This window comes from Novosphingobium sp. BL-S-21 (assembly GCF_055521655.1).
Window position 1 is genome coordinate 1,443,856 of the sequence record NZ_CM145495.1, and the last position, 15,772, is coordinate 1,459,627.

A 15,772-nucleotide genomic window follows, 5' to 3' on the forward strand; every position below is an offset into this window, starting at 1 on the left:
GCGCTGTTTGAGAGCGCTACCCCAGAACTTGCGCAGGAACCTATTGACTGAAAGCCAGGAACGCCTCCACTGTATACGATATTCGATAGGAGTATCAGCGTGCAATCAACTAGGCGTGGAACTGGCCGGCGCCCTGCCCTTCCCCTCGGCCGCGGTGCCGCCTCGGCCCGAACCCAGGCCTGCGCATGGGCGGCGATCCTTGGAATCGGCCTTTCGCCGGCGGCGGTCGGCGCTCAGGAAGCCGCCCCGGTCAGCCGCGAGCTTGCGGTTCCCGGCAATCCCATTCTCGCCGACGGCGATTACTATTCCACCGACCCAGCACCGCTCGTCGCCGATGGCCAGCTCTGGATCCTCACGGGTCGCGACGAGGCGGCCAGCGACGTCAACGACTTCATCATGCCCGAATGGCAACTGCTGAAGACCGCGGATCCCGCCTCCGGCAAGTGGACGCATTACCCTGCCATCATCAAGCCGGAGAATGTCTTCGCCTGGGCCGAGAAGGCCCGCGCCTACGCCGGCCAGATCGTCGAGGGTACTCGCGCCGCAGACGGCAGGAAGCGCTATTACCTCTATGCCCCCGTGCTGGAGCGGGACAGCGATGCCGAGGACAAGTTCGCGATCGGCGTGGCCGTGGCCGACAGTCCGCTGGGGCCGTGGCGCGATGCCCATCCAGCCGGTCCGATCATCTCGCAGAAGGTGCCCTACCCCAACAAGATCCAGAACATCGACCCCACCGTGATCGTCGACGACGACCAGCGGGTCTATATCTACTGGGGCACGTTCGGCCAGCTTCGCGGGATGGAACTGGCGCGCGACATGATCACGCCCAAGGGACCCGAGCAGACCGTCACCGGCCTGACCGGCTTCTTCGAAGCCCCGTGGATCATGAAACGCAAGGGCACCTATTACATGCTCTACGCCGGCAACAACGCCGGCCCGAAATCCGACTGCACGCAGGCCGTCTACTATGCCTGCATCGCCTATGGCAGCGCGCCCTCTCCAATGGGACCGTGGACTTATAGGGGCGTCATGTTGCATCCCGTATCCTCCACCACCTCCCATCCGGGCGCGGTGGAGTTCAAGGGGCAGTGGTACCTTGCCTATCACACGGCGGATGCAAAAGGCGGGGGACACTTCCGCCGCAGCGTCGCGCTGGACAGGATGGAATGGGACGACAGCGTTGTCCCCGCGCGCATTCGCACCGTCGTGCCGACCTTGCGCCCGCAGCCCCCCTTGCCGCCCAGCCGCAACATTGCGCGCGCGGCCTGGGCCACCGCCTCGAACGATCCCGTGCCGGTGCAGTTCTGGATCAAGGCCCTGAACAACGGCGCCGTCAAGGAAGCACCGCTCCCGCCCGACATGTGGGGCAGCTGGTCACCGAACAACCCGCCGCGTCAGTGGATCGAATATCGCTGGGACAAGCCGGTGACGATCGACGGGTCGCGCCTGTGGTTCTGGAACGACCAGCCGGCCGGATCCGGCGTGGGTGTGGCGCCGCCTGCGAGCTGGCATCTCGAATACTGGAATTCTACCGGCAAGCGCGGCTGGAAAACCGTTCCCAGGGCCAGCGCCTACGGTACGACCCCCGGCGCGTTCCAGGATGTTTCGTTCCCTGCGATCACGACCCGCTGCCTCCGCGCGGTGATGGACGCCTCCACGGACGGAAAGACCCATGCCGCACTGGCCGTCCAGGAATGGGAAGTCCTGGCTCCGAAACCTCAGCCCATTGCCGTCCGCTCGGACAATTCGCCACTGGATAGCTGCTCCTGATCTTACCGAACGGGTCAGCAAACCTTCAAAAAGCTCAGGAGAGGCGCGGGTTACAAACCCGCGCCTCTTTTGCCATCCGCTTTTCAGATCTGTCGCCGAACCCCATCTAGTCGGACAAAAATGTTTCCAAACCGTCACAATCGCCTTGACTCGTTACGAATATCGTAGGACGTATACGATATAAGTAAGGGCATCGGATCGAAGGTGCCGCGGATCAAAACAGGGGGTTTTTCGATGAAATCATTGAGAGTCTTGAAGCTTTCGACGGCACTGACTTCGATCGTCGCGGTCGGGATGGCTGCTCCTGCATGGGCACAGGGCACGCTGGGCACCGCTTCCGAATTGTCGGACCAGAGCCAGGCCGCCCCCGTAGATATCCTTGTTACCGGCGTGCGGGGCAGTGTTGAAGCCGCCGCCACCAAGAAGAGGAATTCCAAGCAGATCGTCGATTCCGTCGTCTCGGAAGACGTCGGCAAGCTGCCCGACAACAATGTCCCCGAAGCCCTCGCGCGTGTCACCGGCGTGCAGATCGAACGCGCCCGCGGACAAGGCCAGAGCGTGACCATCCGCGGCCTCGACCAGGTGCAGACGACGATCAACGGCAACAACACCAACCTCGGTGCTGGCCGCTCGATCGACCTTTCCGACGTTCCGGCGGAACTGCTGAAGCAGGTAGACGTCTATAAGACCCGGTCGGCCGATCAGGTGGAAGGCAGCATCGCGGGCACCGTGAACGTCGAACTGCGCCGCCCCTTCGATCTCAAGAAGGGCCTTACGGTCGCGGGCAGCATTCGCGGCTCCTACGACGATCAGTCCGAGAAAGTCAGTCCTTACGGCAGTCTCTTGATTGCCGACCGTATCGAGACCGGTATCGGTGAGATCGGCTTCCTGCTCAACGGTTCCTGGACCAAGACCAACTACCGCGAGAACTTCATCGAGAGCGAGTCGCCCACGCAGACTGTCGTCGGCGGCAATACCATCGTCATCCCCTATCGCGCGCAGTACGGCATCGAGCAGGGCAACGTGAAGCGCCCTTCGATCAATGCGGTTCTGCAGTGGAAGGCCAGCGACAAGCTCGATTTCGTGCTGGAAGGCGGCTACGTCGGATCCCGCGAAAAGCGCTCGGTGGAGCGTCTCTACGTCCAGGACATGCCTTACGCCAGCAACTACAGCGACATCGTGCTGATGCCCGACGGCAGAACCGTGAAATCGCTGACCGTCAGCAACGCCAATGGCGTCAATGCCGGCATCGATTCCCTGTACAACTCGATCCACTCGGATCTCTACACCACGAACTTCGAAGCGCACTGGCATTCGGACAAGGTCCAGATCAATACCGGCGTGCAGTACAACTGGTCGAAGACCGGTAACTACTTCGTCGAAAGCATTCTCAAGCCTCAGGGCCTGACCTCCGCCTCCGTCGATTTCGCCTCGGACATCTACAGCAAGGGCGCGCCTTCGATCACGCTCAACGGCGCCGACCTGAACGACGTCTCGTCCTACGGCGTCGACCGTTTCCAGGACAATCTCGGCGGCTCCAAGAACAAGGAATTCGCAGCCCAGGCAGACCTGACGATCCAGCTCAGCGAAACCTCGCTGCTGCGCAGCCTGCAGGTCGGTGGCCGCTTCAACCAGCGTCGTACGAGCAATTACTACGGCTACCGCGACGGCCTGCCCCGGGTGAACGGCGCGCCCGCTCCGCTCAGCCTGTTCCCCGGCTACGATATGGCATCCCAGGTCGGCCCCGACATCGGCGGATCGACGATGCAGTGGTACCGCATCCCCGGCTCCCTGGTGCTGAGCCAGATCGACGACGTTCGCGCCTTCATCCAGCAGTACGATCCCGCCAATGCCGCGCGCTTCTCCACCATCGATCCGCCGAGCGACCGCGGCCAGACTTTCAGCTCCAACGAAAAGAACTTCGCGGCCTATGCGCAGATCAATTACGGCTTCGACATGGGCACCATTCCCGTCGAAGGGCTAATCGGCGCTCGTTTCACCAACACCTGGGGCACGTCGAGCAGCTTCAGCTACCGGCCGGGCGACGCCTCCAACGGCAATCAGGATATCGTCGAGGCCGCAGAGGGCAAGGGCAACTACGCCGACATCCTGCCCAGCGTCTCGGCCGTTATCCATTTCACGCCGAAAGCACAGCTGCGCCTGTCCTACTCCACGAACGTCCAACGCCCGACCTTTGCCGACGCGCGTCCGTTCTATTCGCTTAATCTCACCAGCAATCCGCCGATCGTCTATGCCGGCAATCCAAGCCTCAAGGCGCAACGCGACCAGGCCTTCGACGTCAGCGCCGAATACTACTTCGGTCGCGGCGGCCAGATCTCGCTGGCAAGTTACTACAAGAAGGCCACCGGCTTCCTGCTCTATAGCCGCGAACAGGCATCGGCGGCCGAAATGGCGGCTTACGGCGTCAACCTCGCAGATTATGGCGCCGCGTTCGGCTATGTCGAGCAGCAGCGGAACGCAGGCGACGGTACTTTCGTGGGCCTTGAAGGCACGGTCCAGTCGTTCTTCGACTTCCTGCCGGGCATTCTCAGCAACTTCGGCGTCAGCCTGAACGCCTCGCACATTCTCAAGGCCCGGGTCGAATACGACGATGAGGAGAGCTTCCCGGGCGAGTTCGACTCCCCCAACACCTCGAAGTGGACGGCCAACGCGACCCTGTTCTACGACACGCCCAGCTTCAGCGCACGCGTGGCCTACAACTACCGCTCGTCCTATCGCATCGGCTTCTGGCTCGACGGCCAGGGCTCGGACCGCGCCCGGTATTCGCCCTATAACGGCGCAACCGACCGGCTCGATGCGGCGATCAACTATACGCCCATATCGTTCATGACGCTGTCGCTGGAAGCCTCGAACATCCTGGGCAGCGATGTCTACCGCTATCACGGCAGCGAGGACCTGCTTCCCCTCGGCGTCCGCACTCTGGCGCGCACCGTCCAGGGCAGCGTCCGCTTCCGCTTCTGATCCAGAGCCCATCGACGGGACGCCATGATTGCCACCCGGCAGTCATGGCGTCCTAACGTTTCAGACGCTTGCAGTGAAGATCGGGCGCCCCGGCACCGGCATCTCGGTGCGATAGATGGTGCCGGTGCTTGATTCCGTGAAATAGAGCCAGCGATTGTCCGGCCCGCCATAGGCTGCGTTAGTGGTATAGCGCCCTTCCGGGACGTCGATCCGCAGCATCGGCTCTCCCCGGTTGCTGAACAGCCAGACGGCGCCGAAGCCGACATGGCAGACCGCCAGGTTGTCGTCCTCGTCGATGGCGAGCCCGTCGGGGCCGGAACCTCCCGACATCTGGATATAGGTTCCGACTTTGCTCACCACCGCGCCGTCTTCCATCAAGGGGCAGCGCCAGACCGCGTTCGCGCGCGTAACGGCCAGGAAGAGCGCGGTCTCGGCCTTGTTGAGCACGAGGCCATTGGGGCTGGGAATGCCATCGAGCAGAAGTTCCAGCCGCCCGCTGCCGGCGCGTACGCGAAACAGGCGGCCATTGGGGTTCTGCCAGCCCGACTGGCCCTGATCGGTGAAATAGATATCGCCGTTACGCGCAATGGTCAGGTCATTGCAGCCCAGGAACGGCTCCAGCAGATAGCGATCGAACCAGACCTCGGACTGACCGCTGGCCAGATCGCAGATCACCATGCCCTTGTGATGATCCGCCACCAGCAGCCGTCCGTCCGCCAGGAACTTCATGCCGTTGGGCTGGCCATCGTATTCGAAACCCACCTCGCAGTGGCCCTCGGGATCGATGCGGAACAATCGGCCCCAGGGAATGTCGGTCACCCAGAGGTTGCCCTCTGCGTCGAAGACCGGCCCTTCGAGGAAGACCGGCGCGGCGGCGCCATGAAGCTGCACGCGCGCCCATTCGGTGGTTTCGCCGAACCGGCGCAGCGTGTCGGGAATGCGGCAGAAAACTTGCGCCATGACGGCGGGCGGCGCTGCGAACATGCTTCCTATCCTCTCCTGAAATCGCCCAGACGGTTTGCACTTATTGGATACATTAAACAGACCGCCCTCCGCTTGACGGCTGATTTTTAGGACCTACCCTTCCAAACAGCAACAACACGTATACATATCGCTGGAGAGGTGAAGGTCCCATGGGTTCTCGCGAGCTCGTCTGCATCATCGACCCGATTCATGCCATCGGCGTAGAGCGGATGTCGCAGGCACACGATATCATCGCACCGGCGAACTGGCGGGACGACGCCCGGCTCGCCGAAACCAGCGTCATCGTGATCCGCACCAGCCCGCTCGGCCCGGAGATTTTCGGGGCGATGCCGCGGCTGAAGGCGATCGTGAAGCACGGCGCCGGGGTGGACAATATCGACATGGCCGCCGCGTCCGCACGCGGCGTCATCGTCGCCAATACCCCCGGCGGCAACAATTCCACTGCCGTGGCCGAAGGCGCCGTGGCCATGATGCTGGCCCTGCTGCGCCGCACGCGTGACATGGACGGCCTGGTGCGCGAGGGTCGCTGGAACGAACGATGGACGGTGCGGCTGGGCGACCTGACCGGCGCGCGCGTGGGCCTCATCGGGTTCGGCCGCATTGCCCGCTGCGTGGCAAGGATCTGCGCAGCCGGCTTCGGCGCGGAAGTCGCGGCCTATGACCCGATGGTGCCGGATACGGAGATCCGCGGGGCCGGGGCGGAACCGCTGCCGCTGGAGGAGATCCTGCGCCGCGACGTGATCTCCATCCACACGCCTTTGACCGAAGCCACGCGCGGCCTGATCGACACCGTGGAACTGGGCATGATGGCGCGCCACGCGATCCTCGTGAACTGTTCTCGCGGCGGCATCGTCAACGAGGCGGCACTGGCCGATGCCTTGAAGGCGGGACAGATCGCCGGCGCCGGCATCGACGTCTTCGAGGCGGAGCCGCCCGCGCCCGACAATCCGCTGTTCGCTCTGCCGAACTGCCTGCTCTCTCCGCATGTCGCCGGCGTGACCGAGGCGGGCATGCGCGACATGGCCCTGAACATCGCGCAAGTCGTCGAAGACTTGAGCCGCGGGGAGCGGCCGAAGACCCTGCTCAATCCGGAGGCCCTTGCATGACCGCGCCGCTGAAGTCCGTCATCTATCGTCAGATCCCGAGACCCGATCCCGCCCTGGTCGCCCGCGCCGCCCGGTTCGGCGTGGCCGACCTGCACGAGGGCCTGGGTGAAATCGCCGGGCGCATGGGGCTGATGAGCCCTGCCATGACGCCGATCGCGCCCGGACAGAAACTCTGTGGCCCCGCCGTCACCGCATGGAATTTCCCCGGCGACAATCTCGCCATCCACGCCGCCCTCTGGGTGGCCGAGGCGGGCGACGTGTTGGTTCTCACCAATGGCGGGGGGCACCAGGGGGCCCTCTGGGGCGATGTCGCCTGCACATATGCGCAGCGCAAGGGCCTGGCCGGGACCGTGGTGCATGGCGCCATGCGCGACGTCGATGCCATCCGCGCGCTGGGCTATCCGGTCTGGTCCACCGCCGTCTCGGTGGAGCACCCGAAGAAACGCGGGCCTGCCGCCGTCAACGTGCCGGTGGTGGCCGACGGGGTGCGGGTGGAGCCCGGAGACCTCGTGGTCGGCGATTCCGACGGGGTGCTGGTGATCCCGCGCGCCTTGATAGAACAGACTGTAGACAGGGCGGAGGCACGCGCCGCGGCCGAAGTCGAATTCCGCCGCCGCATCGGCGAAGGCGAAGTGCTTTTCGGGATCCTCGGCATGGACAGGATCGTCGCCGAACTCGGCATCGAAATTCACGACTGCACCTGGGGAGGGGACCGCTAGCGGTCCGGCAGGGTCTTGCAGGGAGTGCCGAGGCCGGCGATCGTCGGCTTCGGTGCTTCCTGCAAACCGCCCCCCGGGAAACCGGCATAATTGAGCTGCGAGGAGAGAGCCAATGACCGCAAAGGCTGCAGACCGGCGAATGCATCTGGTCAGCTTCCAGATCCATTCCCCGATCAACCACACCGTGCTCAGCTGGGCGGCCCCCGGCGACAACCGGCTTGATGCCATGGCCGACCTGAAGGCCTGGCAGGACCTTGTCCGCACGCTGGAGCGCGGCCGGTTCGACGGGCTGTTCTTCGCCGACACGCCCGGCGTGTTCGATCGCTACCGCGACAGCCACGAGGACGCCGTGAAGTACGGCATCTGCTGGCCCAATCACGATCCCGTGGTCCTGCTCTCCGCCCTCGCCGCCGCCACCGAGCATCTGGGCCTGGCGACCACGATGTCCACGAGTTCCTACCGCCCCTGGACGATCGTGCGGCAGCTTTCCACACTCGACTATCTCTCGGGCGGGCGCGTCGGCTGGAACATCGTGACCGGGCACTTGCGCGGCGAGCATCGCGCGCTCGGCCTGGAACAGCTGGAGCACGACCGCCGCTACGACGCGGCCGACGAATATATGGAGGTCTGCTACCGCCTCTGGGATTCGATCGGCGAAGGCGCCGTGCTCGCCGACCGGAACGCGGGCGTTTATGCCGATCCTGCCAAAGTCGCATTCGTCGACTTCAAGGGCGAGTTCCACAAGTGCCAGACGGTCGGGCCGGTCCTGCCCTCCCCTCAGAAACGGCCGGTGCTGTTCCAGGCCGGCACCTCCGGGCGCGGGATGCGCTTCGGCATCGAGCATGGCGACGTGGTCTTCGCGATCCAGCCCAACCTGCCCGGCATGCAGCGCACCATGCGCCAGCTTGACGAAGCCGCCGCCGGGCTCGGCCGCAAGGCCCCGGGCGTGCTGTTCGGCGTGCAACCGATCCTCGGCGGCACCGAGGAAGAAGCGCAGCGACACCTGGACGATCTCATCGAACGGCTGCCGCTGGACGGTTGCCTCTCCCGCCTCTCCGGGACGATGGGCGTGGATTTTTCCGGCATCGAACTCGATCAGCCGATGCAGGAACAGGCGACGCAGGCTTCGCAGGGCCTGATGAAGGCTTTCACCTCGGTTCTGGGCGATCGTCCTTTCACCTTGCGCGAAGTCGCGATCAAGTGGGGCCTTGCGGTGGGCATGCCGCAGATCGTCGGAACGCCCGAACAGGTCGCTGCCAGGCTCGAGGAGATCTGGCGCGAAACCGGGTGCCACGGTTTCAACCTCACGCCCACGGTCATGGCCTCCTCGGTCACGAACTTCGTCGACGAGGTCGTGCCGATCCTCCAGAAACGCGGGGTGTTCCGCACAGACTACGAAGGCCGGACTTTCGCCGCCAACCTGGGGCTTCGCTGAAACGCCGGTCGGCATGCATCATGCGCGGGCTTGCATGGTGCATCGACCGGGGCCAATGAGCCTCGATGCGCATTGCACTCTTCGAACCGGAAATCGCTGGAAACGTCGGCGCCATCCTGCGCCTGAGCGCCTGCCTCGGCGCGGCCGTGGACCTTGTCGAGCCGATGGGCTTCGCCTGGGACGACCGCCGCGTGCGGCGCACTGCCATGGACTACATCGACCACGTCACCATCACGCGCCACGCCGATTTCGAGGCTTTCCGCAGCACGATCGGCGCGAGCAGGCTGGTCCTCTTCACGACGAAGAGCGAACAATCGCCCTACACGTTCACGTTCAGGCCCGACGACATCCTGCTGTTCGGCAAGGAGAGCGCGGGCGTTCCCGTCGATGTCTCGGATATCTGCGACGCCCGGCTGCGCATCCCGATGCGGCCGCAGGTCCGCTCCATGAACCTGGCGACCTCCGCAGCGCTCGCGCTGGGCGAGGCGCTGCGGCAGACGGAAGCCCTGCCGGACTGACCGGCGCACATCGAAATGCCTGCCCGATCATCGAACCGGGCAGGCATTCGGGGCGATACGCCGTCAGGCGACGGAGGAGAGACGGAACTCCTGCCTGCGCGCGCCGGTATCGAAGCGGGCGGCCTGGTCGTTGAGCGATCCGGCTTCGGTGGTGAGATTGCGGGCGGCGGCGGAAGTTTCCTCCACCATCGCCGCGTTCTGCTGCGTCGAATGGTCCATCGTCGAGACCGCCACGCTGATCTGGGTGATCGCGGTGGACTGCGCCTGGTTGTCCTGCGCCATCTGGCCGAGCAGGGCATGGACCTCGCCCACGCCTTCCGAGATCGTCTCGAAAGCGCCATCGACGCGCTGGACGGCATCGACCGCGGTGCCGATGTCGGTCTGGGTGGCGGTCAGCTGCTCGCGGGCGCGCTTGGCTTCCTCTTCCGAGCGCATGGCCAGCGCCGAGACGAGATCGGCCACGACCGCGAAGCCGCGCCCGGCATCGCCGGCCCGGCCCGCCTCGACAGCGGCATTCATGGCCAGCACGCGGGTCTGGAAGGCGATCTTGTCGACGCCCTCGATCACCGAATCGATGCCCTTGGCGCTCTGGCTGACGCGGTCCATCGCCGCCACCGCCTCACCGGCCACGGCACGTCCGCCCGAGACCGTGGAGAGCGCCTCGTCGGCACGGCGCACCGTCCGGGTCGAGGCCGAAGCCGAGGCCTTGAGGCGCTGGTCGATCTGCACCAGCGCGGCGGACGTTTCCTCCAGGCTGGCGGCATTGGCCTCGGTGCGGCGAGCGAGATCCTCGGAAGCCTGGGCGATTTCCGCCGAGCCGGTCTGGATGCCGCTGGCGCTGCCCGCGACCGCACCGATCATGCGGCGCAGTTCGGCCAGGGCGGCGTTGAAATTGTCCTTCAGCGCGGCATAGCCGGCCGGGAAGGCCTCGGTGATGTCGCGCGTGAGGTCACCCTGGCGCAGGGCGTCGAGCCCGTCGCCCACGGCGCTGGTGACGATCTTCTGCTCCTCGGCCGAGCGGCGGTCGGCTTCCGCGCGGTCGGCCGCGGCCTGGCGGAACACGTCGGCGGCGCGGGCCATGGTGCCGATCTCGTCCTCGCGGCCCAGTTCGGGAATGGCGCAGTGCTCGCCCTTGGCCAGGCGGTCCACCGCGCCCGAAAGCTTGGCCATCGGACGGCCGATGATCCCGCCGGCCGCATAGAACAGCGTGGCCAGCACCGCCGCGACGATCACCAGGCCGCCGATCACCAATTGCCAGGCCATGCTGCGTGCAGGCGCGGCAATCGTCGCCTCGGGAACGTCCAGAACCAGCGCCCAGGTGGTGTTCAGGCCTTCGAACGCGATCGGTCGGACCACGCGGCGAGTCGCCACACCGTCCACCTCGATATCCGTCAGCACCCGCGTCTCGCCCTTGGCGATGGCTGCCTTCACCTCGTCGAGACCGGGATCGGCGTAGAGCTTGCCAAGGCGGGCGGCATCCGGGTTGGCCACCCAGATCGCGCCCGCGGAAAGCAGCATGACGCGGCCGGTACCGAAAGGCTTGAGCCTGGACAGACGTTCGGAAATGTTGCCCAGTTCCATGTCGAGACCCGCCACGCCGATCACCCGGTCTCCCGAGCGCACCGGCTGGGTGATCGACGTCATCAGCACCGTCCGGCCGCCCGCGTCGAAAGTATAGGGGTCGAGGATCGCGCCCTCTCCGCTCTCGAACGACTGGCGGAAGAAGGGCTTGCCGTATCCTTCCAATTCGTTGTTCGGGATCTGGGCAAGCGTGCCGTCGGTCTTGACCCAATAGGGGCGGAAGTTGCCGTCCCTGCTCGATCCGGGCTGGCCGCCCTTGCCCGCGTCCGGTCCATCCCACTGGCCGGGCGCGATCATCGTCCAGGCGCCAAGCGCGACTTTCGACTTGAGAAGGTCCGTCCTCAGCACGTTCGTGGCGGTGCCGCGATCTCGCGCATTGCCGGCGTGCAGATTGCCCATGGTGGCCGCCAGGGTGCGGGCGGTCGCCTCGAACGTGGCGATATCCGTCTTCACCTGGTTACCCTCGGCATCGGCCTGGGCGATGGCCGACTGGTCCGACAGCGTGCCGACGGCGGACTGCGTCTCGAAGACCACGGCGGTAAAGCCGATGACGAGCAGCACGGCGATGGCCAGTCCGGCGACCGTCATCAGCTTGCCCGCGATATGCATGCGGTTGAACACGTCTCTCATTTTCCAGCTCCAGGAATGTCTTGGCAGGCCGCGGCGGCTGCGAGGCACGGAAAGTGCGCCTCCCGCGCGGAAGACTCCCGACCGCAAACCAGGAACAGTGCTGCAAAAGCGCAAGACGGCATCGAGGTCCTCTGCTCGGACGGGAAGGCAGTCTTATTATAGGATGGTATGCCAAAGATCGGACACAACGATCGATTTGGCCGGATTGCGCGGCTTGCACCCGAAAATGTCGCAAAAAGGCAATTGAAAGTGCAGAATCTGCAATTGCAGGATGGCCGCAGCGGGGACATATCGCCCCTGCCTTTCAGGCATCCTCTCCCAAAACCTATTCCGGCCGGTCCTTCGGGACCGGCCTTTTTTTGTGCGCCGAAGCGGCCTTACTTGTTCTTCAGCATCTCGATGGCGATCAGCGACGCCTCGTGCACATGTTCGCGGCATGCCTTGGCGGCGGCATCCGCATTGCGGTTGGCAATGGCATCGACGATCTTGGAAAGCCGCTTGAGCCCCGCAGCCTGGCGGCCGACGACCGACAGCGTCATCGCGCGCATCTGGCTGATGCGGCTGTTGAGGCGCTGCACGATTTCCCAGGCGATCTCATGCCCGCCGGTGGTGAAGATCACCTCATAGAAATGCGTGGAGGCATTGAGCGCGGCAATCGCGTTCTTGTCATTGTGCGCCGCTTCGATCGCCGCCAGCGCCTCCCGCAGCAAGGCGACGGTTTCCGCCGAGGACCGGTCCGCGCAGGCGGCCGCCGCCGAGGATTCAAGCTGCATGCGGATCTCGTAGATCTGCTGCGCCTGTTCCGGCGATATCGTGGAAAGGCGCGGACCGGATGGCGTGCTTTCCACCAGTCCTTCGGATTCCAGATTGCGGATGACTTCCCGGATCACCGAGCGGCTGACGCCAAGACGGTCTCCCAGGCTGCGTTCCACCAGCCGTTCGCCGGGCGCTATCTGCCCCTGCATGATGGCGTCGCGCACACGATCCAGCGCGATGAGCCTCAAAGTCTGCGGCCGCGCTTCGATCCGTTCCAAATCATCCTCCACAAAGGGTTTCGTTACTCTTGAAACTCTCATGACAACAACCGTTGCATGTGTCTAGTCTTCTGGTATACCACCATACAACATTCCAAGGAGGTTGCCCGATGGCTCTGAAGATTCGCAAGCTCGTGTCCTATGTCGAGGAAGTCCGCATCGAAGGCGGCAAGGACGCCGCACGTCCCGTCACCACCGTTCTCGTGGCCGCTGTCGTGAAGAACCCCTGGGCCGGCCGTGACTTCGTGGAAGACCTTCAGCCCGAGATCCGCGCCTATGCCTCCGATCTCGGCGCGCTCATCGTCGAGAAGCTGACCGCGACCATCGGCGGCGCGGACAAGATCGAGGCCTATGGCAAGGCGGCCGTCGTCGGCGGCGCGGGCGAGATCGAGCATGCCTCGGCGCTGATCCACACCCTGCGCTTCGGCAACCACTACCGCGAGGCGGTGAATGCGAAGTCCTACCTCAGCTTCACCAACAAGCGCGGCGGCCAGAACACCTCGATCCAGGTGCCGATGATGCACAAGGACGACGAAGGCCAGCGTTCGCACTACATCACCGCCGAATTCGCCATTTCCGACGCCCCGCTCGATGACGAGATCGTGATCGTGCTCGGCGCTGCCGATGGTGGCCGCGTGCATCCGCGCATCGGCAATCGCTACCTCGACCTGGAAGCCATTGCCGCGGAGAAGGCCGCGCAGCAGGGCTGACGGTGGGCGCGAACCCTTTCCCGACGGCCTATGAGGACACGGGCGGAGACAATCCGCCCGTGATCCTGATCCACGGCGTCGGACTGTCGCAGGCCATGTGGAGCGCGCAGAAGGCCGCGCTTCAGGATGCCTACCGCGTCATCACGCTGGACATGCTCGGGCACGGCGGAAGCGCCGCGCCGGCCGCCGATGCCAGGCTGGACGACTATGCCGACCAGGTGGCCGAGCTGATGGACCATCTGGCCATCGACAAGGCGGTGCTGATCGGGTTCTCGATGGGCGCCCTGGTGGCACGCGCCTTCGCCTTTCGTTTTCCCGGCCGCCTTTCGGGCCTGATCCTGCTCAACGGCGTCTTCGACCGGTCCGAGGCCGTGCGCGCCACGATCCTGGGCCGGGTGGACGAAGTGCGGCAGGCGGGCCCCGCCGCCAATGCCGATGCCGCGATCGAGCGCTGGTTCACGCCGCAGTTCCGTGCTGCCCAGCCCGGCTATATCGCCCACTTGCGCGCCCATATGGCGGGCAACGACCATCACGGCTACCTCACGTCCTATGGCCTTTTCGCCAGCCAGGACAACTTCGGCGCCGACCGCCTCGGCGAGATCGCGGTGCCCACGCTGGTCGCCACCGGGGAGTTCGATGTCGGCTCCACGCCCGAGATGACCCGCAAACTGGCGGCCCGCATCCCCGGCGCGCAAGCCGAAGTCATCGCCCATGCGCGCCACATGATGCCGGTGGAAATGCCGGAAGAAACCAATGCCCTGCTCCTGGGCTACCTCGCTACGATCACCCAGGCGCCCATAACTGCCGGAGAGGCTTCATGACGACACGGAAATTCCAGATGCTGGTGGACGGCGCGTGGATCGACGCTGCTTCCGGCCGGACGTATGAATCGCGCAATCCCGCGACCGGCCAGGTCTGGTCGGTCCTGCCCGATGCCGACGAAGCCGATGCCGACCGCGCCGTGCGCGCTGCCGATGCCGCGTTCCGCAGCGCGGCATGGCGCGCCCTCACTGCCACCGCGCGCGGCAAGCTGCTGCGCCGCCTGGGCGACCTGATCGCCGAGCATGCGGGCGAACTGGCCGAACTGGAAACGCAGGACAACGGCAAGCTCATCCGCGAGACGCGTGGCCAACTGGCCTATCTCCCCGAATTCTTCCACTACAGCGCCGGTCTGGCCGACAAGCTGGAAGGCAGCACCCTGCCGATCGACAAGACGGACATGTTCGCCTTCACGGTGCCCGAGCCGCTGGGCGTCGTTGCCGCGATCATTCCCTGGAACAGCCCGCTCTACCTGACCGCGATCAAGCTGGCCCCTGCGCTCGCCGCCGGGAATACCCTGGTCATCAAGCCTTCGGAACATGCCTCCGCCAGCATCCTGCGCTTCGCCGCGCTGGTCGAGCAGGCCGGGTTCCCGGCAGGCGTGGTCAATGTCGTGACCGGCCTTGGCCCCAGCGCGGGCGCCGCCCTCACCCGGCACCCGCTCGTGCGCCGCATCGCCTTCACCGGCGGACCTTCGACCGCGCGCCACGTCATCAAGGCCAGTGCCGAGAACTTCGCCAAGCTGTCGCTGGAACTGGGCGGCAAGTCGGCCAACATCGTGTTCGACGATGCCGACCTGCAGAGCGCGGTGAACGGCGCCGTCGCGGGCGTCTATGCCGCTTCGGGCCAGAGCTGCGTCGCCGGTTCGCGGCTGCTGGTACAGGACAGCATCTACGATCGCTTCGTTGCCGCGCTGACCGAGCGGATGGCCCGCATCCGCATCGGCGATCCGCTCGACCCGGATTCGGACATGGGCCCCATGGCCACCGAACAGCAGCTCGGCGTGGTGGAGAGCATGGTCGGCCGCGCCCGCGAGGAAGGCGCCGAAGTGCTGGCCGGCGGCCAGCGCTACGCCGGCCGCGAGGGCTGGTATTACGAGCCGACCCTGCTGGCGTGCAGCTCCGACCAGCTCGACGTGGTGCAGAACGAAGTGTTCGGTCCCGTCGCCGCGATCATGCGCTTCTCGGACGACGCCGAAGCGCTCGCGCTGGCCAACGGCACCGAATACGCCCTGGCCGCGGGCATCTGGACGCGCGACATCGGCCGCGCACACCGCTTCGCCCGCGACGTCCATGCCGGGATCGTCTGGGTGAACACTTACCGCGCGGTCTCCGCCATGGCGCCGATCGGCGGCTTCGGCGCAAGCGGTTACGGACGCGAGGGCGGCATCCATGCCGTGCTCGACTACACCGAACTGAAGACCGTCTGGGTCAACCTGTCGGAACAGCCGATGGGCGACCCCTTCGTGATGCGGTGAGAGGAAA

12 protein-coding genes are annotated in these 15,772 nt (G+C 65.4%); 9 read left to right on the top strand and 3 right to left on the bottom strand.

Translation table 11 applies throughout. The features are described from left to right. The first annotated feature begins 99 nt into the window (after window positions 1–99). Entirely contained in the window at window positions 100–1,770 is a 1,671-nt protein-coding gene (locus ACZ1J6_RS05730; protein ID WP_431567133.1) for a family 43 glycosylhydrolase, read from the top strand. Between the two features lie 252 nt (window positions 1,771–2,022). Then, window positions 2,023–4,752: a TonB-dependent receptor gene (locus ACZ1J6_RS05735; protein ID WP_465127074.1), complete on the top strand. Its 2,730-nt coding sequence runs from the start codon at window positions 2,023–2,025 to the stop codon at window positions 4,750–4,752. 60 nt (window positions 4,753–4,812) lie between these two features. Here ACZ1J6_RS05735 and ACZ1J6_RS05740 read toward each other — a convergent pair whose 3' ends face one another. Beyond that, complete coding sequence (locus ACZ1J6_RS05740; protein WP_431567131.1) at window positions 4,813–5,736, bottom strand: SMP-30/gluconolactonase/LRE family protein; 924 nt, start codon at window positions 5,734–5,736, stop codon at window positions 4,813–4,815. Window positions 5,737–5,885: 149 nt separating this feature from the next. On the opposite strand from ACZ1J6_RS05740, the gene ACZ1J6_RS05745 reads away from it, so the two are divergent. From ACZ1J6_RS05745 to ACZ1J6_RS05760, 4 genes are all read left to right on the top strand, one after another. Next, window positions 5,886–6,842 (top strand): hydroxyacid dehydrogenase, encoded by a 957-nt coding sequence (locus ACZ1J6_RS05745; RefSeq protein WP_431567130.1) that lies wholly within the window; start codon window positions 5,886–5,888, stop codon window positions 6,840–6,842. Next, the gene (locus ACZ1J6_RS05750; protein WP_134095709.1) at window positions 6,839–7,561 is read left to right on the top strand and encodes a 4-carboxy-4-hydroxy-2-oxoadipate aldolase/oxaloacetate decarboxylase; all 723 of its coding nucleotides are present in this window, start codon (window positions 6,839–6,841) and stop codon (window positions 7,559–7,561) included. Before ACZ1J6_RS05745 ends, ACZ1J6_RS05750 begins: the two co-directional genes overlap by 4 nt. A 112-nt stretch (window positions 7,562–7,673) precedes the next feature. Further along, a complete protein-coding gene (locus tag ACZ1J6_RS05755; protein ID WP_431567129.1) occupies window positions 7,674–8,996 on the top strand; it encodes an NtaA/DmoA family FMN-dependent monooxygenase in 1,323 nt (440 codons plus the stop codon). 65 nt (window positions 8,997–9,061) lie between these two features. Next, a complete protein-coding gene (locus tag ACZ1J6_RS05760; protein ID WP_431567128.1) occupies window positions 9,062–9,514 on the top strand; it encodes a tRNA (cytidine(34)-2'-O)-methyltransferase in 453 nt (150 codons plus the stop codon). A 63-nt stretch (window positions 9,515–9,577) separates the two neighbouring features. Here ACZ1J6_RS05760 and ACZ1J6_RS05765 read toward each other — a convergent pair whose 3' ends face one another. Both ACZ1J6_RS05765 and ACZ1J6_RS05770 read right to left on the bottom strand, forming a co-directional pair. Next, the gene (locus tag ACZ1J6_RS05765) at window positions 9,578–11,725 is read right to left on the bottom strand and encodes a methyl-accepting chemotaxis protein (protein ID WP_465127075.1); all 2,148 of its coding nucleotides are present in this window, start codon (window positions 11,723–11,725) and stop codon (window positions 9,578–9,580) included. A 377-nt stretch (window positions 11,726–12,102) separates the two neighbouring features. After that, the gene (locus ACZ1J6_RS05770; RefSeq protein ID WP_243654236.1) at window positions 12,103–12,759 is read right to left on the bottom strand and encodes a GntR family transcriptional regulator; all 657 of its coding nucleotides are present in this window, start codon (window positions 12,757–12,759) and stop codon (window positions 12,103–12,105) included. A gap of 110 nt (window positions 12,760–12,869) precedes the next feature. Here ACZ1J6_RS05770 and ACZ1J6_RS05775 point away from each other — a divergent pair, with 110 nt between their 5' ends. The 3 genes from ACZ1J6_RS05775 to ACZ1J6_RS05785 are packed head-to-tail and all read left to right on the top strand — an operon-like array spanning window position 12,870 to window position 15,765. Continuing rightward, window positions 12,870–13,469, top strand: a complete 600-nt coding sequence (locus ACZ1J6_RS05775) for an amino acid synthesis family protein (RefSeq protein WP_132266109.1) — start codon at window positions 12,870–12,872, stop codon at window positions 13,467–13,469. A 2-nt stretch (window positions 13,470–13,471) separates the two neighbouring features. Beyond that, window positions 13,472–14,290 (top strand): alpha/beta fold hydrolase, encoded by an 819-nt coding sequence (locus tag ACZ1J6_RS05780; protein WP_431567564.1) that lies wholly within the window; start codon window positions 13,472–13,474, stop codon window positions 14,288–14,290. Further along, window positions 14,287–15,765 carry an aldehyde dehydrogenase gene (locus ACZ1J6_RS05785; RefSeq protein WP_431567563.1) on the top strand — a complete coding sequence of 493 codons (1,479 nt, stop codon included), beginning with the start codon at window positions 14,287–14,289 and terminating at the stop codon, window positions 15,763–15,765. The genes ACZ1J6_RS05780 and ACZ1J6_RS05785 overlap by 4 nt, the downstream gene beginning before the upstream one ends. Window positions 15,766–15,772 lie beyond the last annotated feature (7 nt).